This window comes from uncultured Ruegeria sp., from assembly GCF_947500045.1.
In the GTDB taxonomy this organism is placed as follows: domain Bacteria; phylum Pseudomonadota; class Alphaproteobacteria; order Rhodobacterales; family Rhodobacteraceae; genus Ruegeria.
In genome coordinates, this window is the sequence record NZ_CANMQQ010000014.1 from 26231 (window position 1) to 50811 (window position 24581).

The window sequence follows — 24581 nt, forward strand, 5'->3', positions numbered from 1 at the left end:
AACTGGCCTTATGATGGCGCTGGTTCTAATGAAAATCCCGACTTGGGAACAGTCGCTTTGCCTGTTCGCGTGGATGCCGCGCGCTGGATGCGGTCTGCCGCGCGCGTGGGGTATCATCCGCCTGCGGTTGGGTGATGCCGATGGCCTCGTCCAGAGGATGTCCAAGCTCTGACAGCTTGTGGGACATATCGGCGATCTCTTGTGCGATCAGATGCACGACGATCCCCTCGCGCTGCAGATACCCGCGAACCTGCAACAGCCGCCCGCCCATCACAATCCGGCGAAACCGTTCATAGACCTTGGGCCAGACAACCACATTGCTGACCCCGGTTTCATCTTCAAGCGTCAGAAAGATCACGCCCGAGGCGGTCCCCGGCCGTTGCCGCGTAATCACCAGCCCGCACACGCTGTAACGGCCCAGCGGGATGTCCTGCAATGTGGCATGAGGCACAAGGCCGGGCAGGGACGGGCGCAACAGCTCCATCGGGTGCGAGCGCAGGGTCAGGCGGGTCGAGACGTAATCTTCGACCACTTCCTCGCCCAGATGCATGACCGGTAAATCAACGCGCGGCTCATTGATGCTCTCGCCATCGATCGGGTCATTGAACAGCGGCAGGGCGGTCCGGCTGCGGATGGCTTTGACATGCCACAGGGCGTCGCGCCGGGTCAGGTCCATGCCGGAAAACGCATCCGCTTCGGCCAGACGGGTCAGCACATCCGGGCGCAACCCGGCCCGCAGCCACAGCGTTTCGGGGTCCGGATACCCATTGCCGCGCGCGGCCACGATCCACTCTGCATCTTCCTGTTTGAACCCCTTGATCTGGCGAAAGCCCAGCCGCAGGGCCAGCGCCCCGTCGGCGCGACGCTCCAGCAGATTGTCCCAGGTCGAGGCATTGGCGCAGACCGGGCGAATCTCGACCCCATGCTCACGCGCGTCCCGCACGATCTGTGCAGGCGCATAAAACCCCATGGGCTGCGAATTCAGCAGTGCACAGGCAAAAATCGCCGGGTGATGGCATTTCATCCAGGCTGAGACATAGGCCAACATCGCAAAGGCCGCGGCATGGCTTTCGGGAAAGCCGTAATCGGCGAAGCCTTCGATCTGGGAAAAGCAGCGCTCGGCAATCTCGGGCGGATAGCCCTTGTTCAGCATACCGGCGGTGAACTTGTCCTTGAACGTGCCAATCGTGCCCATACGCCGGAATGACGCCAGCGACCGGCGCAGATGATCGGCCTCTTCCGCCGAGAAACCGGCGCCAACGACCGCAATCTGCATGGCCTGTTCCTGAAACAGCGGCACACCTAATGTTCGCGCGGTCACCTTTTCCAGCTCAGGCCCGAAAGGTTCCGGCTTTTCCAGCCCGTTGCGCCGCCGGATATAGGGCTGCACCATATCGCCCTGAATGGGACCGGGCCGGATGATGGCGACCTCAATCACCAGATCGTAGAACTCTCGCGGTCTCATGCGGGGCAGGAAATTCATCTGCGCCCGGCTTTCGACCTGAAAAACACCCACCGCATCGGCGGCACACAGCATGTCATAGGTCGCCACATCTTCTTGCGGGACGGTGGCGATGCTCAGGGTTTCGCCGTTGTGTTGCTGCATCAGATCAAATGCCTTGCGGATGCAGCTGAGCATCCCCAGCCCCAACACATCGACCTTCAGAATACCCAGAGCATCGATGTCATCCTTGTCCCACTCGATCACGGTGCGATCTTCCATTGCGGCGTTTTCAATCGGGCACAGCTCATCCAGCCGCCCTTTGGTGATGACGAACCCGCCCACATGCTGCGACAGGTGGCGCGGGAAGCCGATGATCTCACCGATCAGGCGGATCGTCTGCATCAGGCGCCTGTCTTTGGGGTCGAGACCCAGTTCGCGCATCCGCTCTATGTCGACCCCACCATTGGTCATGCCCCAGATTTGTCCGGACAAACCTGCTGTCACGTCCTGAGACAGGCCCATCACCTTGCCCACCTCGCGGATCGCTGCGCGGGATCGGAAATGGATGACCGTGGCACAGAGGCCCGCGCGGTGGCGGCCATATTGCTCATAGATCCACTGAATCACCTCTTCGCGCCGTTCGTGTTCGAAATCCACGTCGATATCCGGCGGCTCGCCCCGGTATTTCGAGACAAAGCGCTCGAACACCATGGCGATCATGTCAGGGCTGACATCGGTGATGCCCAGCAGATAACACAGGATCGAATTGGCGGCTGATCCGCGCCCCTGACACAGAATGCCCTGCGAGCGGGCGAATTGCACAATGTCATGCACGGTCAGGAAATAGGCCGGGAAATCCAGATCCGCGACCAAAGCCAGCTCTTTCTGCATCAGGTTGATGGCTTTTTGCGTCGGCCCATCGGGATAGCGCCGTTTCAGCCCCTCGCGGGCCAGACGTTCCAGCCGCGCCAGCGGGGTTTCGCTGCTGGCGATCTCGTCGGGGTATTCATAAGACAGCTCACTCAGATCAAAGCTGCATCGGTCGGCGATCTCAAGCGTGCGGCGCAGCGCGCCGGGGTGGTCCTGAAACAGCCGGGCCATATCCGCATAGCCTTTCAGCCGCCGTTCGGCATTGGGCAGGGCGCGGGTGCCGATCTGGTCAATCGTGATATGTTCACGCATGCAGGTCAGCACATCGGCCAGTTGGCGGCGGTTGGCGCGGTGCATCAGCACATCCCCCACCGCAACCATGGGGGCCGAGGCTTTCTGCGCGGCGCGCGCGCAAGCCGCCAGATAAGCCCGATCGCTGCCATCATAGCGCGGCGTGGCCCCCAGAAAGACCGCGTTGGGAAATTGCCGCCTGATCCCTTGGATATCCGGGATGGCCTGCTGCAATCCCGCCTGGGGCAGCGCGATCAGGATCATCCCCTGACAGGTCCCCAGCATGTCTTTCATGTCCAGATGGCATTCCCCTTTCTCGGCCCGCCGTTTGCCCAAAGTCAGCAGGCGGGTCAGCCGCTGATACGCGGCGCGGTCGCGGGGCAGGGCCAGCCAGTGCACCGCGCTGTCGCGCAGAACCAGACGGCAGCCGACGATCAGTTTGGGCAGGGCAGGCACGTCCGGTTTGTCGATCGGCTGCACATGCCCGACCTCTTGCCGAGATGAGGAATCGAGGCGGTGTTGCGAGCGGATCTGCACCGCACCTTCCGCCTCGCGCCGCAGCTCTTTCAACGCGTTCCAGCCCCGGACCACCCCGGCCAGCGAGTTTCGGTCGGTGATCGCTATGGCCTTCAGGCCCAGTTCTGCTGCGCGGGTCACCATCTCCTCGGGGTGTGAGGCCCCGGTCAGGAAGGTGAAATTGGTGGTCACGCACAGCTCGGCATAGCCGGGCTCTTGCGCGTGTGAACTGGGTGGCTTTGGCTTGTTCATGCGAATTCTCCATGCACGAACCATCCGGGGTTTTGCGGTGTGTGAAACAGCCACAGTCGTCGCCCTTGTCGCGTCTCGACTTGCCAGTAATCGCGCAGGCCAGTGCGCCAGTTCTCATCCTCCAACCACCATTCGGGACATATACGCTCAGGTCCAGTTGAGCGGCCTGTGGTCAGGGACATGCGTCGCCAGCGAAACCGGCGCGGCGGGTGAGGACCCGATCCTGCGATGGGTTCCGGCGGAAATAGCTGTAAGGGACGGGGGCGCAGAGCGCACCACCCGCCTGCAGGGTCGGAATAGGCGGCGGGCGAGATGATGAAGCTGCGTTCGGGGATGTGGCTTTGCGCGGGCAGCAGGCGATGGACCTGCTCCAATCCGATCCGGGTGCCGATCCGGGTGATCAGGTCGTCCAACTGGTCTTTGTCCCGGCTTGCAACACGGCTGATCTGGCGCACTGGCAGGGGTTCCACCTGCGTGGCCTCTAGCCGGAGCTGATCGACGCCGAAACCGGCATCCACCTCGGCCAACCCGCGTTCGAACAGGGGCAGGATGCGATGCGGATCGCGCAGGGGGCGGGCCAGACGCAGCTCGACCTGTTGGTGGTCCTGATCCACCCGGCGCAAGGTCATGCACAGCTTGCGCGCGCCCACCTCTTGCGCTTTCAGCTTGTCGCAGAGCCGCAGCAGCAGGCGCTCGGCCCCGGCCATCATATCGGACAGCAGGCCAATGGGTTCGGGCAGGGTCATGCGCACGCCGTAATGGGGCGGATCGGCCAGCGGCGTGATCTGTTCGGGCTGGTTCCCCAGCGCCTGATCCAGCCGCATCAGCACCTCGGGGCCAAACCGGCGCGTCAGCGGCGCGCGCGGAGTTTGCGCCAGCTCACCAATCCGGCGCAGGCCCAGCCGTTGCAGCGCGACCGAGGTGTCCTCATCCAACCGCAGCGCCGCCACCGGCAGGGCGCGGATGGCTTTCAGCGTATCCGCGGCTGCGACCCCCTCGCCATAATGGGCCAAGGCCCAAGCCGCCCCGCGTGTCGGGGCAAGGCCGATCTGCACCGCCAGCCCGGCCCGGGCCAGCCGCCTGCGCATATCGGTCAGCATCGCCTCTTCCCCGCCTGCAAGATGCGCGGATCCGGTGATGTCCAGAACCAGCCCATCCTCTCCTTCCAGCCCCACCCAGGGGCAATAGCGCGTTGCCCAACGGCGCAGGGCGTGCAGAAACCGCTGATCCCCATGCGGGTCAGCGGGATGGCTTTGCAGGTCAGGGCAAAAGGCGCGGGCATCGGAATAGGGCATGCCGCGATCCAGGCCCTGCCGCTGTGCCTGAGAATTCAGGCAATACACCCGGTTTGCATTGTTCTGTTTCAATGTCAGAACAAACGGCCCATCAATCGGTCGCACGCGTAAAGCCCGGTCACTTGCCAGCCGGGGAAACCAGAGTGAAACGATGCGGCGCTGCATCCCGCCGAACATATAAAACCCCCAAATGTTCTACATTTGTTCTTATATGTTCTTGACCCTCAAAGAGTCGAGTCCTTGAGGGCCAGATCGTCAGGGATTCAGAGCCGGGCGCTTACTTCAACGCCCGTGCCAGAAACGCCTGCGTGGTCTGGTGCGAGGGGTGGTCAAACACCGCCTCGGGTGGGCCTTCTTCAATGATCCGTCCGCTGTCGAGGAAACAGATCTTGTCAGCCGCCTCGCGGGCAAAGCCCATCTCATGCGTGGCCATCACCATCGTCATGCCCTGTTTCTTCAGCATCAGCAGAACATCCAGCACCTCGCCCACCAGTTGCGGATCGAGGGCCGAGGTGATCTCATCAAACAGCATGACCTCGGGCTGCATGGCCAGCGCACGAACGATCGCGACGCGTTGCTGCTGCCCGCCCGACAGTTGGTCGGGATAGTTGTGCATCCGGTCGGCCAGCCCGAACCGGGCGAATAGTGCTTCGACCTCAGGCTGCAATTCGGCGCGGAAAAGCCCGCGTACGCGGCGAGGGGCCAACATGACGTTCTCTAACGCAGTCATGTGCGGAAACAGATTGAAGCTTTGAAAGACAATCCCGATGCGCGCGCGCACCGATTGCGGGTTCAGACCGGGGATCGAGATATCCTCGCCATCCAGAAAGATTGCGCCGTCTTCGATGGGCTCCAGCAGGTTGATGCAGCGCAGTAGGGTGGATTTTCCCGACCCGGATGCACCGATCAGGCAGACCATCTGGCCTTCATCAACAGTCAGGTTGATCCCGTCACAGACCGTACGGTCACCAAAGCGTTTGATGACGCCCTGAAGTTCCAGTTTGGGCATCAGCGCCTCTCTCGCATTTGGCGCGCCATCAGGTGATCGGCGTAGCGGGTGGCGGGAATGGTGACGATCAGGAAGATGATCGCGGCCCCCACATAAGGGGTGAAATTGGCCAGCAGCGACTTGAACACACCCGCCTGACGGAAGATTTCGACCGGCCCGATGAAGCTGAGCAGCGAGACGTCCTTTTGCAGCGCGATCAGCATGTTCATCTGTGACGGCACCACATTGCGGATGGCCTGCGGTAGCACCACGTCCCGCATCACCTGCCGCTCGGACAGACCCAGAGACAGGGCGGCCGCGCGCTGGCTGTGATGAACACTGTCGATGCCAGACCGGAAAATCTCAGCCACATAGGCCGAGTAGGTCAGGATCAGAGCCAGCGAACCCCAGATGTAAGGCGAGTTCCACGGGCGGGGCAGGCCAAGCCCGGGAATGCCAAACCCGATCAGGTAGACCGTGAGGATGACAGGCACGCCGCGGAAAACATCCGTGAACGCAGCGCCAAAAATGCGAAGTGGAAACAGCGCGGGCGATTTGGCGTCCCGCGCCAGCGCAATCAGCAGGCCCAGCACTGCAATGGCAGGCGCGGACCACGCAAAGATCATCACATTGATCCGAAACGCCTCAAGCAATTTCGGGAAGGTTTTGACCAGCGTTTCGCCGTTGAAAAAGCTCTGCTGAACCTTCGTCCATCCCGGAGCCAGCGGCACCAGAAAGTAAATCGCAGCAACAACGGTGACCGTACTTATCGTGGCGATCACCAACGACCTGCGCCGTTGGTGCGCCTCATAGCGTTCGCGGCGGGTCATCCCCGCCGCCTTAGGATCTGCCATGTTACTTGATCAGGGGGACACCGGTGGTGTCCTGCAACCATTTGGCTTCGATTTCGGCCAATTTGCCATTCTCGGCCAGGGTTGCCAGCGCCTCATCAACGCAGGTTTTTAGCGGGTTGCCGTCTTCCATCAGCATGCCGAACTGATCGGGGTTGTCGCTTTCGTCTGCTGGAAATTGACCGATGACCTTTGACCCTTCGATCATCACCGCGCTCAGGAACAGGGCGGTGGGCAGGTCGAACAAGGCCGCATCAATCTGATTGGCCGACATGGCGGCATTGACATCGGCATTGTCGCCGTAAAGCAGTGGGTCACTGTCCGGCTGGATGATGCTGGCCAGTTTCGGAACTGCCGTGGTCGAACCGACGGCCCCCCATTGCAGACCTTTCAGCGCTTCAAGCGTTGGGGCTGTCTCGGTGGCATTGGGGCTGACCAGTACCGCCATCGGGGCGGTGTAATAGGGGGCTGAGAAATCAACCACCTGATCCCGCTCGGGCGTGATCGAGTATTGCTGCATGTTGACGTCAAATTCCTTGGCACCGGGTTGGATAGCCTCATCGAATGAGGATCGGACCCAAACGACATCATCTGCCGCGAACCCCATCTCTTCGGCCACGGCAAAGGCAACGGCGGCCTCGAACCCTTCGCCTTTTTCAGGCGCGTCATCAATCACCCAAGGGTAATAGGCCGGGTTGCCCGTTGCGATGGTGAATTTGCCGTCTGTCAGAGTTTTGCCAGCGGCGCATTGGTCCTGCGCATAAGCCGCCGTTGAGAGAAACAGAACCGAACTTGCCGCGATCGTGAGTGTCTTGGACATCCGATACAAACCTCCTGTTGGATTGAGTTGCGGCTACGGTAGTTCTGCCCACCCGGCCTGTCCAGCGGATCATGGCCGGTATTGATCGATGAACAAAAAAAGAAACCCGCCAAGATCTGGCGGGTTTCATCGGTTTAGCGGTAGTTCAGTGGCTGGCTCAGCCGAAGACACGTCCCAGCGCGCCATCCACAGCGTCGGTGATCTGATCGATATCGTCGGCTGTGGCGATCAACGCAGGCGAGAAGCACAGCGTGTTGTTGCGACCAGGGATGGAGCGGTTGGTAACACCGATGATGACACCTTGTGCCATGCAGTCGGCTACGACAGCCTGCGCCAGTTTCTCGTCCACCGGTTCTTTCGTGCCGCGATCTGCGACCAGTTCGGCACCCAGGAACAGGCCCTTGCCGCGTACGTCACCGATGACTTTGTGCTTATCCATCAACGCCTGCAGGTTACCCATCATGCGGTCGCCCATGTCGACGCAATTGCCCAACAGGTTTTCGTCTTCGATGATCCGCATGTTCTCGATCGCCGCTGCCGGACCAGCGGTGCAGCCGCCAAAGGTCGAGATATCGCGGAAATAGTTCATCGGGTCGTCCGAGTTATCCTTGAACATGTCAAAGATTTCTTCGGTGGTGACCAAGCAAGCAATGGCGGCATAACCCGAGGCTACGCCCTTGGCCATGGTCACAAAGTCCGGTTTCACACCATATTGCTGGTATCCGAACCACGTGCCGGTGCGACCAACGCCACAAACCACCTCATCAATGTGCAGCAGAATGTCGTACTTGCTGCAAATCTCCTGCACCCGCTGCCAATAGCCTTCAGGCGCTTCGATCACTCCGCCGCCTGCAGTGACTGGCTCAAGACACAGGGCGCCAACGGTGTCAGGACCTTCGCGCAGGATAACTTCTTCGATTTGATCCGCTGCCCATTCGCCAAAATTCTCTTCCGGCGCGCCATCCAATTCGTGTTTGCGATAATCCATACAATGCGGGACGCGAATGAAATCCGGTGCAAAGGGGCCATACTGCGCATTGCGCTCGTCCTGACCACCGGCTGACATGGCCGCAAGTGTTGAGCCGTGATAATCGCGGTCACGATACAGGATCTTGGTCTTCTTGCCGCCATACTTCTTGTGCGCAATCTGGCGGACCATCTTGAAGGCTTTTTCATTCGCCTCAGAGCCTGAGTTCATATAATAAACCCGGCTCATGCCCGGCATCTTGCTGATCAGTTTTTCGGCAAAGATCGAACCGGGGATCGATCCGGCGGAATTTGCGAAATAGCACAGCTTCATCAGCTGGTCATAGACCGCCTTACAGATCGATTCGCGGCCATAGCCGACGTTGACGGTCCAGACGCCGCCCGAAACAGCATCAAGGTGTTCCTTGCCCTTCTGATCCCAGACGCGCATGCCTTTGCCTTCGACAATGATCCGCGGATCATTGGTTTCAAAGGGTTTGTGCTGGATCAGGTGATGCCAGATATGCGCGCGGTCGGCTTCGACGACGCGGGAAAGATCGTTTTCGTTGAACGTGCCGTCCATGACATGTCCTTTCAAAATAAGGCGCGCGGGAATCAAAGTATTTCATCGGGCGCATAGTGACGTGATACTGCAGATCAACGCGAATGAGACCCGGGAAGTAGGGCCAGATTAGCCCATAGAATATCTCCAGTGTACCACAATCGCGTATTAATACGGGTTTGTTATAGCGTACTCTTTGTGCTCAATGGGCCAATCTGCCGAGTTTGGGAGGATCGCCGGATGACAGACACACCAATCTACCAGCAGCATCTGGATAAAACCCCAGCGAATTTCACGCCTTTGTCCCCGCTCAGCTATCTCGAACGAACTGCGGCGGTTTATCCGGATTATGCTTCGGTGGTTTACGGGGATCGCCGTTACACTTGGGCCGAAACCTATGCGCGATGCCGCCGGCTGACCAGTGCGCTGGCAGGGCGCGGTGTAGGACCGGGCGAGACCGTTTCGATTATCGCCGCCAATATACCCGAGCTTTACGAGGCACATTTCGGAGTGCCCATGGCTGGCGCGGTGCTGAACGCGATCAACACGCGGCTGGACGCGCCAATCATTGCGTTCATCCTAAACCACGCCGAGGCGAAGGTGCTGTTGGTCGACCCAGAATTCTCGGGCGTCGTGAAACAGGCGTTAGGGCAGGTCGATCACGACATTCTGGTGATCGATATCGAAGACCCGAGCTTTGACGGTGGCGAACGGCTGGGCAATCTCACCTATGAGGGCCTGCTGGATGAGGGCGATCCTGATTTCGACTGGTCTTTGCCCGCTGACGAATGGGATGCGATTGCGTTGAACTATACATCGGGCACCACCGGAAACCCCAAAGGCGTGGTCTATCATCACCGGGGCGCGGCGCTAAATGCGACTTCGAACATCCTGACCTGGGGCATGCCGCAGCATTCGATCTATCTGTGGACGCTGCCAATGTTTCACTGCAACGGCTGGTGTTTCCCGTGGACCATGGCGGCCAATGCGGGCACGTCTGTTTGCCTGCGTGCTGTGCGGGACGAACCGATCTATCGCGCCTTCCGCGATGAGGGTGTGACCCATTTTTGCGGTGCGCCTATCGTACTGAATATGTTGGCCAACGCGCCGGATCACCTCAAGGATTTCAGCCAGCAGATCAAGGTGATGACGGCTGGAGCGCCGCCACCTGCCAAAGTGATTGAGGCGATGGAAGGAATGGGGGTCGAGGTGACCCATGTCTATGGCTTGACCGAGACTTACGGACCGTCCGTCGTTTGCGCTTGGAAAGACGAATGGAACGAGAAGGGCGCCGAGGATCGCGCCGCGCTGAAGGTACGACAGGGCGTGAAATACGTCGCGCTCTCCGGCCTAATGGTTGCCGACCCGGAAACAATGGAACCCGTGCCTTCGGACGGCGAAACCATGGGTGAGATATTCATGCAGGGCAATATTGTCATGAAGGGCTATCTCAAGAATGCCGAAGCAACCGACAAAGCTTTCAAGGGTGGATGGTTTGCCTCGGGTGATCTGGGGGTGATGCATCCGGATGGCTATGTCGCCCTGAAGGATCGATCCAAGGACATCATTATTTCAGGCGGTGAGAATATCTCGTCCGTGGAGGTTGAGGATACGCTCTACAAACACCCCGCGGTGATGGAGGCTGCGGTTGTCGCCCGACCGGATGAGAAATGGGGCGAAACGCCTTGCGCCTTTGTCGAGCTGAAGCCACAGGCGGAGGCGAGTGAGACCGATATCATCGCATTCTGCCGCGATCAGATGGCCCATTTCAAAGCGCCTAAAACTGTTGTCTTCGGGGCGCTGCCAAAAACTTCGACCGGGAAGATCCAGAAGTTCATCCTACGCGATCGGGCACGAGAGCTAAGTTAATCAAAGATCGACAGATCAAGTTCCAGCATCTCACCCATCCAGATGGCGCGGTCGCGGTGGTCGGTCAGATGATCACCGGTCTCGGGGTGCGTGAAGATGGTCAGTCCTTGCCGGTTCAGGATCAGCCAGGGAAAGACCTGATCGAAAGCATCGGCGGGAAAGCCCAGCTGGCAACTCCAACGTGGGTGGGGCCCGACATTGCGCGCATGCATCCGGCCCATCTGGACCGTGGGAAACACGCGGGCAGCCTCTTCGCAGACCTGCTGCGCAGTGTCTTGCGTGTCGGCGTCGAAATAGACATGGGCGTGATAGCCGGTGATCTCAGGCATCGGGGTCTCCGTATCTCTTTTCAGAGAAACCTAGAGATCGACGAAGCGTTCTGACACCCGCGCACCTACACAGACCCTGTGCACAAGGTCAGACCGAGGCATGCAGATCAGGATGTGCGGCGGCAAACGCCGGGTGGTCCGAGCAGACGGCCTCGACCGCCAACAGACGCGGCATGTCGGTCAGGTCAACCTCCCACCGACGCGCATTGTAAAGCTGCGGGATCAGACAGATATCGGCCAGGCCGGGTGTGTCACCGGTGCAGAACGGGCTTTGTTCGAAATTGCCCAGCAGCGCCTCGAACGCCAGCAGGCCGGGGCGAATGAAATGGCGCATCCAGTCGCCGGGCATGTCGCCTGCGCCAGCGCTGAGCTGTGTGGCGTGGCGCGCCACGGACAGGTTGCAGACCGGATGTATATCCACCGCAATGCTCTGCGCCAGCGCCCGCGCAGCTGCCCGCTGGGCCGGATCCTGCGGCAACAGGCCCATTTGCCGGGTCTCGTCCAGATAATCGAGGATCGCCAGAGATTGCGTCAGCCGCAGCCCGTCGATGTCCAGAACGGGCACCAGCCCTTGCGGATTGCGCGCCAGATGATCCGCTGTGCGATGCGCCCCACCAACCAGATCGATCACCACAGGGCGATAGGCAATTCCCGCCAGATTCAGTGCAATCCGCAGCCGGTAACTGGCCGACGAGCGCCAGTAGTCATACAGTACCACTTCGGTCATTCAGCGATCAGCCTTTGCTTAGTTCCTTTGCATGCAGCCAGTCAGCATGTTGGGGTGCTCGTTTGGTGCGCGACCATTCTTCAAGCATATCCCATTTCACCGAATCCAGCCGGGCCAGCATGGCCTCTTCCTCGGGGTCAGGGCAAGCCAGTTCCACCCGGTGACCATTGGGGTCGAAGAAATAGATCGAGTGAAAGATCGAATGATCGGTGACACCCAGAACTTCGACGCCGTTGGCCTCGAGATGTTCTTTGAACGCGATCAGCTCGTCGCGGTCCTTTACCTTGAAGGCGATGTGTTGCACCCAGATCGGCGTGTTCGGGTCGCGGCCCATTTCGGGCTTGGTTGGCAGTTCAAAAAACGCCAGTACATTGCCGTTCCCGGCATCCAGAAACAGGTGCATATAGGGATCAGGTTCATGGGTAGAGGGCACATGGTCTTCGGCAATGGCCAGAATGAAATCCATGTTCAACATCTTGCCGTACCATTCAACGGTCTCTTTTGCGTCCTTGCAACGATAAGCGACGTGGTGAATCTGTTCGATTTTCATAACGCTTACTCCTGTTTCAGTGCTGCAGCATCCAGCGCTTGTTTCAGCACGGCGTTGTCACCAATGTGGTTCGCCAGCACCAGCACCAGGCGCGCATTCAGCGCATCGCTGTCGGCTTGCTCAAGCCCTTCATGCGCGGCCAGCAGATCGGCATAGAAATCGTCCGCACGGGTCAGGTTGGGTGAGAGGATCAGATCAGACATATCGCTTACTCCTTGCCTGTGACACGGCGAACCGCGTGCCGGAATGCATTTTCTTCATAGGTGTCGCGGCGGGCCGCCACATGCTGATCGGGACGGATCAAATAAACCGCGCTGGAAGCATCGCCCAAATAGCGGCGTTTCAATGTCTGTGTCGGATCATCCTTGACCGACAAGGCCAGGCGTTTGACGGCGATCCCGTCCACCTCGATCTCATCCGGCGCGTCCGCGTCGATGGTCAGTAACGTGAACTCTCCTGCCAGCTTGGACAGCAAGAACGCATCCCCCAAGGGCGCATCGGGGCAGGGCGCGCCTGGTCGGGTTTCTGCCGGTCCGTTCAATGCATCTGCCGAGTTCAGAGGCGATCCGTCATAGATGCAAGGCACGCTCAGCCGGCCTGAATTCACCAGCGGGCGGGCAAAATCATAATGCTCACTCAAATCCAGCACCGCATCGCGGAACACGCGCGACATGGCCGATTTCGGCGTGATGAAATCGGTGGAACGGGTCGAGTTCAGAATATTCTCATCCGCGCCCTGAATACGCTCGGCATCATAGCTGTCGAGTAGGGTTTCCGGGGCTTTGCCATCAATCACCAATTTCAGCTTCCAGCACAGGTTGTCAGTATCTTGCACGCCCGAGTTTGCGCCGCGTGCACCGAAGGGGCTGACCTGATGTGCGCTGTCGCCTGCAAAGATCACGCGCCCATGGCGGAACTGCTCCATCCGGCGGCACTGGAAGGTGTAAATGCTGACCCATTCCAGCTCGAACTGAACATCTTCACCCAGCATGGCCTTGAGGCGCGGGATGACGTTTTCGGGACGCTTTTCGCGTTCCTTGTCGATGTCCCAACCCAGTTGCAGGTCGATCCGCCAGACCCCATCGGGTTGTTTGTGCAGCAATGCCGATTGGCCTCTGTTGAATGGTGGATCAAACCAGAACCAGCGTTCCGTGGGGAAGTCGGCCTCCATCACCACATCTGCGATCAGGAAGTTGTCCTCGAACACGCGGCCTACGAAATCCTTGCCCAGCATTGCCCGCATGGGTGAGCCCGCGCCGTCACAGGCAATGACCCAATCAGCCTCGATAGTGTAAGAGCCTTCGGGTGTTTCAACCTCAAGCTTGACGTGATCGGGATGGGTGCCCACGGCCTCGACCTTGTTGCGGCCCCGGATTTCGATGGGCGCGCCCTGTTCCTGCAACTCGCGGACGCGGTCGACTAGGAACTGCTCGAAATAGTACTGTTGCAGGTTGATAAAGGCGGGGCGCTGATCGCCGCTGTCGGGCTGCAGGTCAAACTCATAGACCTGGCGTTCGTCAAAGAACACCTTGCCCTTGTTCCACAGAACACCCTTGTCCACCATGGGCTGACCACAGCCTAGCCGGTCAAGGATTTCCAGCGGGCGTTTGGCGAAACAGATGGCGCGGCTGCCGAAGCTGACTTTGTCGTTGTCATCCAGTACCAGAACCTCAACCCCTTGCTGCGCCAGATCGATGGCGGCCGCCAAGCCAATGGGCCCAGCGCCTACGACGATAACCTTGTGGCGCACCGGTGCGGGGGCGGATTGGTCCGGGCTGGCCTCGTAGGCGTAAAGTGGAACTTCGAAAATCTTGTTCACGGTCTCTCTCCCAGTTCTGGTGCAGCGGGCACATCTCATCTGTACTCCGGCGTGACATCACCGGAGGGTTGGTGTTAGCGTTTCACTGTCAAACCCGAGCCGCCACGATCTGGATCAAATTCGGCCCGGAAATCTTAGCTCTGCAGGGCTTCCCACATGTCCAGATCGCGCTGGGCGGTCCAGATGCGGGGCGTGTCGATGCCGCGGGCTTCGTCATAGGCGCGGGCGACGTTGAAGGGCAGGCAGTGTTCGTAGATCGCGTAGTCGGCAAATTTCGGATCGCATTCTGCGCGAACGGCGTTCCATGCTTCTTTCAGGCTGCCACCACGTGCAGCGACCTTTGCCGCCGGACGATAGGTGCTTTCCACGAAATCGCGGGTGTTTTCGATGGCCGCGTTGACCATGTCCTTGCCGATCAGAGCGTCGCCGCGCCCCGGGGCGATGGCATCGACGTCGAACCACTTGATCTCATCCAGCGTGTCGCCCCAGTCACTGAAATGCCCGTCGCCGCAATAGCAGGCCGAGTGGTATTCAACGATATCGCCCGTGAACATCACGTTCTGATCGGGCACGTGGATCACGATATCGCCAGCCGTATGGGCGCGGCCCAGATGCATAAGGTCGATCCGACGGTTGCCCAGATAAACAGTCATCGTGTCGCTGAACGTAGTAGTGGGCCAGGTTAGGCCCGGAATGCTCTCATGCCCTTCGAAAAGACGCGGGAAGCGTTGGAATTCGCTGTCCCAGTCTTCCTGTCCGCGTTCCACCACCATGGCGCGCGCCATATCGGACATCAGGATTTGCTGCGCGCCGAAAGCGCTTGCACCCAACACACGTACTGCGTGGTAATGGGTCAGCGCCACATGGGTAATCGGCTTGTCCGTGACCGAGCGCACGCATTCGATCACTTTGTTAGCGAGACGCGGGGTGGCCTGCGCTTCGACAATCATCACGCTGTCGTCGCCGATAATAACGCCCGAGTTTGGGTCTCCTTCGGCAGTGAATGCGTAAAGACCTTCGCCCACTTCGGTGAACGAGATATTCTTTTCCGACATGTCCCCTTGGGACGCGAATGCCTTGGCCATGTAGGGTTCCTTTTTCGGGTTCGGCACCGGTTGCGATGTTGTAACGCCTCCGGCGGCCGTATTTTCAACAAGAAGAAGAGACGGGTTTACCTTTTGTAAGGGTCATCCAATGCGGGCAGGACAGAGCCGGTGCAATCCCCGAACCCAATGGTATATCCGTCGCCTTTCGCTGCGCCGGTAAGTGTCAGGGTGTCGCCGTCTTCGATGAAGGTGCGGGTTTCGCCGGTGTCCAGCGTCAGCGGTTCTTTTCCACCCCAGCTGAGTTCCAGCAGTGATCCGCGTTCCGGCTTGGTCGGACCCGAGATGGTGCCGGACCCCAGCAGATCACCAGTGTTCATCGGGCAGCCCGACGTCGAATGATGCGCCAGTTGTTGCGCTGCCGAGTAATACATCTGGTTGTAATTGGTGTTGGCGATGGTCGTCGGCGTCTGGCCTTCGGGGGCCATCGTGATTGCCAGATCGACGTCATACAGCATCGGGCCGCAGTCTTTTAGGTGGTCCAGCAGTTCGAACTCGCGCGCAGGCGTGTCGCAGCGGAAGGGTTCCAGCGCAGCTTTGGTCACGATCCACGGGCTGATCGAGGTTGCGGTCGCCTTAGCCTGAAACGGACCAAGGGGCTGGTATTCCCAGGCCTGAATATCGCGCGCCGACCAGTCGTTCAGCAGGACATAGCCGAAGATGTTATCATCTGCTTCCTGCACCGAGATCGGGCCGTCAGAGGGCGTGCCCACGATGGCGCCCATCTCAAGCTCGATGTCAAAACGACGGCTGGGCAGGAAGGCGGGCAGGTCCTGATCGGGGGATTTTAACTGACCCCAAGGGCGGCGGATATCGGTGCCCGAAACAACCACGGACGAAGCGCGTCCGTTATAGCCGATGGGAATGTGCAGCCAGTTTGGTGGCAGCGCGTTTTCAGGGCCGCGGAACATGGTGCCGACATTGAAGGCGTGGTTCCGACCCGCGTAGAAATCGGTGTATTCGCTGACGGCAAAGGGCATATGCATCTCGGCTTCGTCCTGCGGGATCAGCAGGGCCTCGATTTTGTGTTGCTCCTCCGCGCCTTCGGACAGAAGTGCTGTCAGACGGTCGCGCAGGGCGGCCCAGACGGCTGGACCTTCCTCCATCAGGGGGTTCCAGAAAGGCAGGTCAAAAAGCGGCTCGTCCGACAATGCGATCAGCCCGTCGGCTTCAGCGGCGGTCACATCGAATATCATGTCGCCGATAGCCACGCCGCAGCGTGGTTCGGTGTTCTCGGTTGAGAATACACCATAAGGCAGGTTGTTCAGTGGGAACGGGTGGTCGGCGGAGTTGGCCGCTGCGACCCAGGATTTCATCAAAGGCATTTTGTCTCCAGACCTTTGTCAGGGGCCAAGACTTTTCGTCGAAAAATCTCAGACCTCAGGGGGTGTTCATTTCTTGCCGGGGGTGCCGTCAAATTTCTTTTCGATATCACTCCAGCAGTCGATGTAATCATCCTGCAGCGGGGCTTCGGTCGCTGCAAATGCGGTCAGGTGCTGCGGGAAACGGGTTTCGAACATGAAGGACATTGTGTTTTCCAGTTTGTCCGGGCCAAGGTTAGAGTTTGATGCCTTTTCAAAGGCTTCCTTGTCCGGTCCGTGCGGGATCATCATGTTGTGCAGGCTCATGCCACCGGGGATGAAGCCCTGAGGCTTGGCGTCGTATTGACCATATATGTTGCCCATCAGCTCGGACATGATGTTTTTGTGGTACCAAGGCGGGCGGAATGTGTCTTCCATCACCATCCAGCGTTCGCGGAACAGCACAAAATCAATATTGGCAGTACCCGGCTGACCCGAGGGTGCGGTGAGAACGGTAAAGATTGACGGGTCGGGATGGTCGAACAGGATCGCACCGACCGGGCAATAGGTGCGCAGGTCATATTTGTACGGCGTATAGTTACCGTGCCATGCCACAACGTCCAGCGGGCTGTGTCCAATCTTTGTCGTGTGGAACTGCCCACACCATTTGATCGTCACGGTTGAGGGTACTTCGCGATCCTCAAACGCCGCCACCGGCGCCTTGAAGTCACGTGGGTTGGCCATGCAATTGGCGCCGATCGGTCCTCGCCCGGGCAGTTCGAATTTCTGGCCGTAATTTTCGCAAACGAATCCACGCGCAGGCCCTTCGAGCACTTCCACCCGATAAAGCAGCCCGCGGGGAATGATCGCGATCTCTTTTGGTTCCAGATCGATGATGCCCATTTCCGTGGCAAAGCGCAGACGACCCTCTTGTGGGACGACCAAAAGCTCGCTGTCAGCCGAGAAGAAATAGTCATCCACCATCGACTCGGTGACCAGATAGATGTGGCTGGCCATGCCGACCTGCGTGTTCACATCCCCGGCGGTGGTCATGCTGCGCATACCGGTCAGCCATGTCAGACCTTCCTCAGAATGCGGCACGGGGTTCCAGCGATATTGACCCAAAGAAATGACATCCGGATCAACGCAGGGGGCGGATTTCCAATAGGGCAGATCAATCTTCTCGTACCGGTGCGAATGCTTCACCGAAGGCCGGATGCGATAACACCAGGTGCGTTCGGGCGGGTTGGCGGTGAAGGCCGTACCGCTTAATTGTTCGCCATATAGCCCATAGTTACATTTTTGCGGGCTGTTCATACCTTGCGGCAGCGCACCGGGCAGGGCCTCGGTCTCAAAATCGTTGCCGAAGCCGGGCATATAGCCGGGATGAGTGCCGACAGGCGTGCTGGCCTGGGTCATTTTATGCGGATCGGTGGGGCGATTCATCGGACGCTCCTTCAAGTTGCTGCTTGTCGAATAATAGTTGATTTTGTAACTAACAAGGATGACACAGCAGAATAATGCCGAAAAAGATGAGTTTGATCTGCGGAATTTCCTGCCGTTCCTGTTGAATCAGGCGGCAGAGGAAAGCTCGCTTGAGTTTCAGCGCGTCTACAAGGATCGATACGGAATGTTGCGCACGGAATGGCGTGTGCTGTTCCATCTTGGAAACTATGGTGAGATGACGGCCCGGGATATCGGTGCGCGTGCCAAAATCCACAAGACCAAAGTCAGTCGGGCCGTGCGTCGGCTTGAACAGCGCCGATATCTGAAACGATTACGGGACGAAAATGATCGCAGGGTCGAAAGGCTGTCGCTGACAAGCTCTGGTCAGACCGTATATCGAGAGTTGCGTGGCATTGCCCGCGACTATGATGCCAAGCTTGCGGCACATTTTACCACTGGTGAGGCCGCATTGCTGCGCATGATGCTGCGACGTCTTGCCGGAATGGATTAGAACTCTGGTAATCTGAGGCCATGATCCCCAGATCAACGTCATAACGAATACAGGAACGAGACATGACAAAGCCGGACTCCCCAACGGCAAAATCCCATGATCTGATCGATTGGCTTGTGACCCGAGGTTTGGAAGGGGCCGACAAAGAAGAGCTTCTTGACGGCTACTGCAACCAGTTGGTTGATCTTGGTGTACCTCTGATGCGATTCCACGCGGCGCAACCGGCATTGCATCCGGTTTATGGTGGAACCGGCTACAGCTGGTATAAAGGGCAAGGTGGTGATTTCCAAACATTCGAATACTCCGAGGAGCCGAGCGAGGTTTGGACCCAAAGCCCGCTCTATGTGATTTTGAATGAGGACGTCGACGCGATCCGCGAACGGCTGGTCGATCAAAATGAACCCAGCCGATTTCCCTTGCTGAATGAGCTGCGGGAAAATGGGGCCACGGACTATTTTGCGACGGGTATCAGCTTTGATGTACCAAGCCAAACCAACCCGTATGATGCTAAAATGGCAATTGATGGCGTGCTGATGTCATGGGCCAGCTATGCGCCCGAAGGGTTCCGCGACGATGATCTGGAAGTGATCGAAACGGTATTACCTCACTTGGGGCTGGCACTGAAATCGGCCTCGAATGCGCGGGTGTCAAAAGATCTGATGCGCGTCTATCTGGGGCGCGATGCCGGGCAGCGCGTATTATCCGGTGAAATCCGCCGTGGATCCTTGCAGCAAATCGACGCTGTGATCTGGAACTTTGACCTCGAAGGCTTCACCAGCCTGTCAGAAGAACTTCCGGGGATCGAGGTCATCGACATACTGAATGACTATCTCGCCGTCGTAGTGGATGTGGTCCATCAATGCGATGGCAACATTTTGAAGTTCATGGGCGACGGTGTCATGGCGATGTTCGATGTGGGCGAGATTGACGCTGATGCCCGCGCAGCGCTGGCCGCTGCGACCATGCTGCAAGAACGAATGGCCGAGTTGAATGCAAAGCGCAAAGAAAATGGCCAGCCGGTTTCCAACTATACACTGGCCTTGCATGCGGGTGAGATTCTCTATGGCAATATCGGTGCCGACAGCCGTTTGGATTTCACTGTCATTGGCCCTGCGGTAAATCAGACCTCGCGGATTGCGGGTATGCACCGCTCGTTGGGCCAGCGCATCCTGATTTCGGATGATGTGGCCCGCGCAGCACATCCATGCGATCATGAGCTGATTTCAGTGGGTCGGTATATGCTGCGGGGGGTGCCAGAGCCGAAAGAGTTGTTTACGGTCTACTCTCCAGCCAAATAGATCACGTGGTTCGACCGCTTGGGTTTAAGGTCTGTGCCTGATGTCGTCTACGCGCAGACGCCTCACCCAATTCATTTCGGGGCTATGCAACGTCACGCTGGAACGAAACCTTGGGTTGGAACGCGTGTACGCACACCTCGCTCCCATTGGTTTCGATTGCCGTATTTGCTGGTATCTCGAGCCAGTTGCCGCAATTTCCGTCCAAAGGTTCCGAAGATACAACGATCCCATCCCTGCATACACGGTAGTGCAAGCTTGGGGCAAAACGATCCGAGGCATATCTTGCCGCATAAAGGTTTTCCCCATCGGACCAGCATGCTGCAAATCGCATATACGGCAAGGCTCCGCTCTGCCTTGACAATTCCTCGACCCGTTCGACCGATCTGCGCATTGCGCCTATTGGATCAGTCTCAAGGCCTTCTCCGTGGGCAATCAGGAAGATGGCCTCACTCTCTGTGGCTCCCAACCGGTGTTCATACAGGTTGGCTGGAATCATTGCGTCAAGCTGCTGCCGGATGCGGTTGTGACCGCCAGCTTGCCCATTGTGCATGAAGCTCCACCGGCCATAACCAAAAGGATGGCAGTTGTTGTGTGAAGTCGCAGTTCCCGTAGACGCGCGTACATGAGCAAGAAAGAGGCTCGATCGAGTGTGATGCGTTAGCTGCCGCAGGTTGGCATCTGACCATGCCGGATTGGTGTCTTTGTAAAAACAGGGATTTGCGCGATCCGAATACCAAGCAAGGCCAAACCCGTCTGCATTTATGGGCGTCTTGCCAACAAGCGCGTTGCGACTTTGTTCGACAAGCGACTGCTCCTGTTTGAAGACCAACTCATCCAAGTGTCGGTTTTCACCAACCCACGCCAAAAATCGACACATCAGTTTTTCCAAAATTGCACGAATTCCGGCTATCAATAGCATCGGCGAACAAAGAAGAGTTCCCCAATCTTCGTAAATTCCGGTGGTTTTGCCTATCAAATGACGACGACATGGTGTCATGAGTGGGTCAAAATCCCACCCTGCGGACTGGTTCTGTAAAGCTAGTTAGTCAAAGGCCTGAATTTTCACCGGGGCCAGATCCTAGAAATCGATCTCGACACCCGGCAAGTTCAATTCCTTCATCATGTCACGCAATTCCTGACGCGCGGCGATGTTCGAGATGTTAAGCTGTTTGACCCCGATATCCTTGAGGTCCAGTAGCGTCAGCCCGCGTGGGAACAATTCGCGGAAGATAACGCGTTCAGAAAAACCTGACGCAACGCGGAATCCGATGCGCTGCGACAGCATTTCGATGGCGCGTTGCATCTTTTCTTTGTTGACCATTCGCTGGGTACCGACCCGGTTGCGCACCACCACCCAATCAATGGGTTTCAGCCCGGCCTGTGCCCGCAACTGACGTGCGTTCCAGACCATCTCGGAATAAACCGAGGGGCCAAGGATTTTCTCACCCTTGGAATCGATCCGAGCCAGAAGGTCAAAATCGATGAAACTGTCGTTCAGAGGCGTCACCAGAGTATCCGCCAGCGAATGGGCGACCTGGCTGAGACGGGTGTGTGAGCCGGGGCAGTCGATCAGAATGAAATCGCTGTCGCTTTCCAGCTCGGCCACGGCAGCCGACAGACGGTGGTCATAGATGTTCTCACCGGGCTTAAGTGCGCTCGCATCGATTTCGGGCAGGTCGTGATGGCGCGGACTGCGCAATGACAGGTCCGACCCGTTCAGAAAGTTCAGGCGGTTCTCAAAATATCGACCAAGACTGCGCTGCCGTAGGTCCAGATCCAGTGTGCTGACCTTATGCCCCAGCCGTGCCAAAGCTGTCGCTACATGCATCGACACGGTCGATTTACCAGCGCCGCCCTTTTCATTCCCGACCACAATGATATGTGCCATGCCTGTATTCCCAAGTCCCGCCGTGTTTGCCTACACGTTGTTGGCAGCCACTATATGTTGTGTAGGCCGGGAATGGAAGAACCTCGAACCGTCCTGAGAGGCATTATCACACTCTATTTCGGAAAAGCGCGTGATGGTTGGGGGTTAGGGTAAATCCTTGCCAAAAGGTCGCCCCTGTTTCACTGTCCCCAACAGGGTATTGTGATCGAGGGCAGCCATTGGATCACCTGTTTCTGAACGTTCTGAACGTGGTTCTGCCCGTGCTGATCTGCGCTGGAATCGGTTATTGTCTCGCACTTATCCGCGCCCCTTTCGACAACAAGGTTATTGGCGGGATCGTGTCGCGAGTCGGATATCCGACGCTGATCATCTCGCATCTGTCTACCACCAAGATTGCGGTCGACACCTTTCTTGACGTGATGACGGCCGCAGCCTTGGCGATTGCCGGATTTGGCCTTTTGGGGTTTGTAATACTCAAGCTATTGCGGCTGCCGGTGCGGGCATTTCTGACACCCCTGATGCATGGCAATGTTGGAAATATTGGTCTGCCTATAACCCTGCTGGCGCTGGGCGATGCGGGCATGGCCTATACGATGGGGTTTGTGGTCGTTGTGCTGATCAGCATCTTCACCATCGGCATGTGGATTCCAGCCGGAGAGTTTTCTCCCAAAAAGCTGGCGACGTCTCCGATCATCTATGCGGTGGCTTTGTCATTGGCACTGATGGCCACGGGTTATAGTTTGCCGCAACCCATAGCCAAATCATTTGACATACTGGGCGGCCTCTCGATCCCGCTGATGCTGCTGACGTTGGGCCATACTCTGGCGACGCTGCGGATCAAAAGCCTTGGACGTGCAATTTTGCTGACGGCGCTGCATCTGGCGATGGCGGTTGTCATTGCCGGCGCGCTGGTTTGGATATTCGGTTTCACCGGAGCTGAACGGGGCGCGGTGATTCTGTGCTGTTTGATGCCGTCATCTGTGGCGACCTATCTGTTCATCGACCAGCATATGCCCGAATACGGGCCTGACGTGGCCGGTTTCATTCTGGTCTCGACGTTGACGACGATACTGGTTCTGCCGGTGGCGCTGTCCTACTGGATCTGACCAGCGCTGGTGGTCGAGCGGGACGTGCCGTTAGCTAAATACTATACGTGGCGACAAAAAATCGTTTAATAATAGACACAACACGGCGCTGAATAGTGCGCGCCATTAAGACCAGAGCGCTATTCCTGAACAGGAGCAGGCACATGCCAAAAGACGCCATTGAAGACACGCCGGCCACGGGCGGGGCACGGCTGGTCCTGATGATGACCGCTTTGTGTATGATGGTTGTTGGCTTCAACACCACGGCTGTTGCGACGATCCTGCCCAACCTGAAAGCCGATTTCGACCTCACGCCATCAAGCCTGCAATGGGTGATGGCGATTTACACGGTGGTGAGCGCGACCCTGGTCACAATCGTAAGCCGTTTCGGTGACATCACCGGAAAGATGGGCGTGTTCTTTGCAGGGATGATCGTTTTTGCGCTTGGCTCGACCCTCGTGCTGTTTTCACAGGATGCAGCCATGTTGTTGGTGGGCCGGGGCGCCCAGGGAGCCGGGGCCGCCGCCTTGTTCGGCACCTCGCTGTCCCTGTTAACCGCCGCAACGCCCGAGGATCAACGGGCTAGCGTAACTGGTGCATGGGGTGCGATCGTTGGGTTGGCGATTGGCGTTGGCCCAATCGTTGGTGGCGCATTCGCGCATTACCTAAGCTGGCGTGGCGTATTCGCCACCGATCTTGCGCTGCTCATTGTGGCGTTTGTGATCGGTCTGCGGGTGAGCAAAGAGCATTACGTCCCCGACACCCGTCAAGCAGGCGCAAAGTTTGATCTGGCAGGTGCCGTCGCGTTGGTCCTGCTGCTAGGTCCCCTGTCCTTCGCGCTCAGCAACGGTGAAAGCCACGGATGGGCCAGCAGATCGACCCTGATCCCACTTTGTGTTTCGGGGCTTGCCGTGGTTGCATTGGTGATCACCTCGCGCCGCAGCGCGGACCCCCTGGTCGAGCTGCGCTATTTCCGCCATCCCCGCTATTTCATGGCGGCAGCGGGGATGTTCATAACGGGCTTCGCGCTGTTCAGCTTTTTTGTTTATTTCAACGTCTTCGTTCAATCGCCGGATGCATTCGGCTTGTCCGCCGTTGGGGCGGGTATAGCGATCCTGCCTTTGAGCGGCAGCATGTTCGTGGTCTCTGTCATCGCTCCACGTTTCCTTGCACCGTACAGTTTTCGGTGGCCCGTGGTCGTTGGAATGGGGTTCATGGCCTGCGGATTTCTGCTTTTGACAACGACGACGAACACAACCGGTATGACAGGGATCTGGTGGAAACTGATGATCATCGGTATCGGGCTTGGTATCTGCTTTTCGCTCTTGCCCCGGCTTGGCCTGCGGTTGCTGCCGGAAGAGCATATGGGGCAGGGGTCGGGTGTGGTTAACGCCTGCCTATATTTCGGTGCGACACTTGGGGCAGTCGTCGGCGGGCTTTCTGCATCCCTGACCACCCGGCGGGGCCTGTCAGAGCTCATTGGTGCGTTGCCTGCGGGGTCGGTTGAACGCACCGATTTGGCTCATGCGCTGACACATGGCTCCTCGGGGCAGGTGCAACAGCTTATCGCCGGGTTGGATCCTACAATCAGCAGCAAGGTTGCCAGCGCGCTGCGTGATTTGCAGGATAACGCTTTTGACAGCGTGATGTTGGTTGCGGCCAGCGTTTCGCTGGCTGGAATGTTGCTGGCCCTGCTGCTGCTCAGAGGGCCTGTTCCACCGGTACACAGCGCGGCGGACCTGACGCGCTAGTATAGAAGCAATTATGCGTCAAAGGTGCGGATGAAACCTGTGCCTCAGG

The 24581-nt window shown here is 58.3% G+C and carries 21 protein-coding genes; 5 read left to right on the forward strand and 16 right to left on the reverse strand.

The features are described 5' to 3' along the window. Window positions 1-25 precede the first annotated feature (25 nt). The 6 genes from Q1B46_RS18855 to Q1B46_RS18880 all read right to left on the reverse strand — a co-directional run bounded on the left by Q1B46_RS18855 (window position 26) and on the right by Q1B46_RS18880 (window position 8876). On the reverse strand, window positions 26-3373 hold the full coding sequence (locus Q1B46_RS18855; protein WP_299950503.1) for an error-prone DNA polymerase: 3348 nt from the start codon (window positions 3371-3373) through the stop codon (window positions 26-28). Beyond that, entirely contained in the window at window positions 3370-4845 is a 1476-nt protein-coding gene (locus Q1B46_RS18860) for a DNA polymerase Y family protein (protein WP_299950506.1), read from the reverse strand. The genes Q1B46_RS18855 and Q1B46_RS18860 overlap by 4 nt, the downstream gene beginning before the upstream one ends. Before the next feature lie 100 nt (window positions 4846-4945). Then, window positions 4946-5677 (reverse strand): amino acid ABC transporter ATP-binding protein, encoded by a 732-nt coding sequence (locus Q1B46_RS18865; protein WP_299950509.1) that lies wholly within the window; start codon window positions 5675-5677, stop codon window positions 4946-4948. Next, window positions 5677-6510 (reverse strand): amino acid ABC transporter permease, encoded by an 834-nt coding sequence (locus Q1B46_RS18870; RefSeq protein WP_299666794.1) that lies wholly within the window; start codon window positions 6508-6510, stop codon window positions 5677-5679. The genes Q1B46_RS18865 and Q1B46_RS18870 overlap by 1 nt, the downstream gene beginning before the upstream one ends. 1 nt (window position 6511) lies before the next feature. Continuing rightward, window positions 6512-7327: an ABC transporter substrate-binding protein gene (locus tag Q1B46_RS18875; RefSeq protein ID WP_299950512.1), complete on the reverse strand. Its 816-nt coding sequence runs from the start codon at window positions 7325-7327 to the stop codon at window positions 6512-6514. Between the two features lie 157 nt (window positions 7328-7484). Further along, window positions 7485-8876, reverse strand: a complete 1392-nt coding sequence (locus Q1B46_RS18880) for an aminotransferase class III-fold pyridoxal phosphate-dependent enzyme (protein ID WP_299666799.1) — start codon at window positions 8874-8876, stop codon at window positions 7485-7487. 219 nt (window positions 8877-9095) lie between these two features. Between Q1B46_RS18880 and Q1B46_RS18885 the strand changes: the two genes are divergently transcribed. Further along, complete coding sequence (locus Q1B46_RS18885) at window positions 9096-10724, forward strand: acyl-CoA synthetase (protein ID WP_299950518.1); 1629 nt, start codon at window positions 9096-9098, stop codon at window positions 10722-10724. Here Q1B46_RS18885 and Q1B46_RS18890 read toward each other — a convergent pair. The 8 genes from Q1B46_RS18890 to hmgA all read right to left on the reverse strand — a co-directional run bounded on the left by Q1B46_RS18890 (window position 10721) and on the right by hmgA (window position 17999). Next, entirely contained in the window at window positions 10721-11053 is a 333-nt protein-coding gene (locus Q1B46_RS18890) for a DOPA 4,5-dioxygenase family protein (protein WP_299950521.1), read from the reverse strand. The two genes, Q1B46_RS18885 and Q1B46_RS18890, sit on opposite strands and share 4 nt — an antisense overlap. 88 nt (window positions 11054-11141) lie before the next feature. After that, window positions 11142-11780 (reverse strand): maleylacetoacetate isomerase, encoded by a 639-nt coding sequence (maiA, locus tag Q1B46_RS18895; RefSeq protein ID WP_299950524.1) that lies wholly within the window; start codon window positions 11778-11780, stop codon window positions 11142-11144. Between the two features lie 7 nt (window positions 11781-11787). Next, window positions 11788-12330 carry a VOC family protein gene (locus tag Q1B46_RS18900; RefSeq protein ID WP_299950528.1) on the reverse strand — a complete coding sequence of 181 codons (543 nt, stop codon included), beginning with the start codon at window positions 12328-12330 and terminating at the stop codon, window positions 11788-11790. A gap of 5 nt (window positions 12331-12335) precedes the next feature. Further along, entirely contained in the window at window positions 12336-12533 is a 198-nt protein-coding gene (locus Q1B46_RS18905; protein WP_299950531.1) for a DUF2783 domain-containing protein, read from the reverse strand. A 5-nt stretch (window positions 12534-12538) separates the two neighbouring features. Next, entirely contained in the window at window positions 12539-14149 is a 1611-nt protein-coding gene (locus Q1B46_RS18910; RefSeq protein ID WP_299950534.1) for an FAD-dependent oxidoreductase, read from the reverse strand. 134 nt (window positions 14150-14283) lie between these two features. Continuing rightward, window positions 14284-15234 (reverse strand): MBL fold metallo-hydrolase, encoded by a 951-nt coding sequence (locus tag Q1B46_RS18915; RefSeq protein ID WP_299950536.1) that lies wholly within the window; start codon window positions 15232-15234, stop codon window positions 14284-14286. A gap of 86 nt (window positions 15235-15320) precedes the next feature. Further along, a complete protein-coding gene (fahA, locus tag Q1B46_RS18920) occupies window positions 15321-16577 on the reverse strand; it encodes a fumarylacetoacetase (RefSeq protein ID WP_299950539.1) in 1257 nt (418 codons plus the stop codon). A 66-nt stretch (window positions 16578-16643) separates the two neighbouring features. After that, window positions 16644-17999 carry a homogentisate 1,2-dioxygenase gene (gene hmgA, locus Q1B46_RS18925; RefSeq protein ID WP_299950542.1) on the reverse strand — a complete coding sequence of 452 codons (1356 nt, stop codon included), beginning with the start codon at window positions 17997-17999 and terminating at the stop codon, window positions 16644-16646. A 58-nt stretch (window positions 18000-18057) separates the two neighbouring features. On the opposite strand from hmgA, the gene Q1B46_RS18930 reads away from it, so the two are divergent. Next, window positions 18058-18510 carry a MarR family transcriptional regulator gene (locus Q1B46_RS18930; RefSeq protein ID WP_299950545.1) on the forward strand — a complete coding sequence of 151 codons (453 nt, stop codon included), beginning with the start codon at window positions 18058-18060 and terminating at the stop codon, window positions 18508-18510. Window positions 18511-18572: 62 nt separating this feature from the next. Next, on the forward strand, window positions 18573-19808 hold the full coding sequence (locus tag Q1B46_RS18935) for an adenylate/guanylate cyclase domain-containing protein (protein WP_299950547.1): 1236 nt from the start codon (window positions 18573-18575) through the stop codon (window positions 19806-19808). Window positions 19809-19890: 82 nt separating this feature from the next. Here the strand turns inward: Q1B46_RS18935 and Q1B46_RS18940 are convergent, their stop codons facing one another. Further along, window positions 19891-20685, reverse strand: coding sequence for a class II glutamine amidotransferase (locus tag Q1B46_RS18940; RefSeq protein ID WP_299950552.1), 795 nt, complete (start codon window positions 20683-20685; stop codon window positions 19891-19893). A gap of 201 nt (window positions 20686-20886) precedes the next feature. After that, the gene (locus tag Q1B46_RS18945) at window positions 20887-21696 is read right to left on the reverse strand and encodes a division plane positioning ATPase MipZ (protein ID WP_299666832.1); all 810 of its coding nucleotides are present in this window, start codon (window positions 21694-21696) and stop codon (window positions 20887-20889) included. A 218-nt stretch (window positions 21697-21914) separates the two neighbouring features. Here Q1B46_RS18945 and Q1B46_RS18950 point away from each other — a divergent pair, with 218 nt between their 5' ends. Continuing rightward, window positions 21915-22802 carry an AEC family transporter gene (locus Q1B46_RS18950; RefSeq protein ID WP_299950557.1) on the forward strand — a complete coding sequence of 296 codons (888 nt, stop codon included), beginning with the start codon at window positions 21915-21917 and terminating at the stop codon, window positions 22800-22802. A gap of 143 nt (window positions 22803-22945) precedes the next feature. Continuing rightward, the gene (locus tag Q1B46_RS18955; protein WP_299950560.1) at window positions 22946-24532 is read left to right on the forward strand and encodes an MFS transporter; all 1587 of its coding nucleotides are present in this window, start codon (window positions 22946-22948) and stop codon (window positions 24530-24532) included. Window positions 24533-24581: the final 49 nt, after the last annotated feature.

What these genes read in the sequence shown, in the direction of transcription:
- Q1B46_RS18855 (WP_299950503.1), bottom strand. Translation starts at nt 3,373, where the DNA reads ATGAACAAGCCAAAGCCACCCAGTTCACACGCGCAAGAGCCCGGCTAT.
- Q1B46_RS18860 (WP_299950506.1), bottom strand. Translation starts at nt 4,845, where the DNA reads ATGTTCGGCGGGATGCAGCGCCGCATCGTTTCACTCTGGTTTCCCCGG.
- Q1B46_RS18865 (WP_299950509.1), bottom strand. Translation starts at nt 5,677, where the DNA reads ATGCCCAAACTGGAACTTCAGGGCGTCATCAAACGCTTTGGTGACCGT.
- Q1B46_RS18870 (WP_299666794.1), bottom strand. Translation starts at nt 6,510, where the DNA reads ATGGCAGATCCTAAGGCGGCGGGGATGACCCGCCGCGAACGCTATGAG.
- Q1B46_RS18875 (WP_299950512.1), bottom strand. Translation starts at nt 7,327, where the DNA reads ATGTCCAAGACACTCACGATCGCGGCAAGTTCGGTTCTGTTTCTCTCA.
- Q1B46_RS18880 (WP_299666799.1), bottom strand. Translation starts at nt 8,876, where the DNA reads ATGGACGGCACGTTCAACGAAAACGATCTTTCCCGCGTCGTCGAAGCC.
- Q1B46_RS18885 (WP_299950518.1), top strand. Translation starts at nt 9,096, where the DNA reads ATGACAGACACACCAATCTACCAGCAGCATCTGGATAAAACCCCAGCG.
- Q1B46_RS18890 (WP_299950521.1), bottom strand. Translation starts at nt 11,053, where the DNA reads ATGCCTGAGATCACCGGCTATCACGCCCATGTCTATTTCGACGCCGAC.
- maiA (WP_299950524.1), bottom strand. Translation starts at nt 11,780, where the DNA reads ATGACCGAAGTGGTACTGTATGACTACTGGCGCTCGTCGGCCAGTTAC.
- Q1B46_RS18900 (WP_299950528.1), bottom strand. Translation starts at nt 12,330, where the DNA reads ATGAAAATCGAACAGATTCACCACGTCGCTTATCGTTGCAAGGACGCA.
- Q1B46_RS18905 (WP_299950531.1), bottom strand. Translation starts at nt 12,533, where the DNA reads ATGTCTGATCTGATCCTCTCACCCAACCTGACCCGTGCGGACGATTTC.
- Q1B46_RS18915 (WP_299950536.1), bottom strand. Translation starts at nt 15,234, where the DNA reads ATGGCCAAGGCATTCGCGTCCCAAGGGGACATGTCGGAAAAGAATATC.
- fahA (WP_299950539.1), bottom strand. Translation starts at nt 16,577, where the DNA reads ATGCCTTTGATGAAATCCTGGGTCGCAGCGGCCAACTCCGCCGACCAC.
- hmgA (WP_299950542.1), bottom strand. Translation starts at nt 17,999, where the DNA reads ATGAATCGCCCCACCGATCCGCATAAAATGACCCAGGCCAGCACGCCT.
- Q1B46_RS18930 (WP_299950545.1), top strand. Translation starts at nt 18,058, where the DNA reads ATGACACAGCAGAATAATGCCGAAAAAGATGAGTTTGATCTGCGGAAT.
- Q1B46_RS18935 (WP_299950547.1), top strand. Translation starts at nt 18,573, where the DNA reads ATGACAAAGCCGGACTCCCCAACGGCAAAATCCCATGATCTGATCGAT.
- Q1B46_RS18940 (WP_299950552.1), bottom strand. Translation starts at nt 20,685, where the DNA reads ATGTGTCGATTTTTGGCGTGGGTTGGTGAAAACCGACACTTGGATGAG.
- Q1B46_RS18945 (WP_299666832.1), bottom strand. Translation starts at nt 21,696, where the DNA reads ATGGCACATATCATTGTGGTCGGGAATGAAAAGGGCGGCGCTGGTAAA.
- Q1B46_RS18955 (WP_299950560.1), top strand. Translation starts at nt 22,946, where the DNA reads ATGCCAAAAGACGCCATTGAAGACACGCCGGCCACGGGCGGGGCACGG.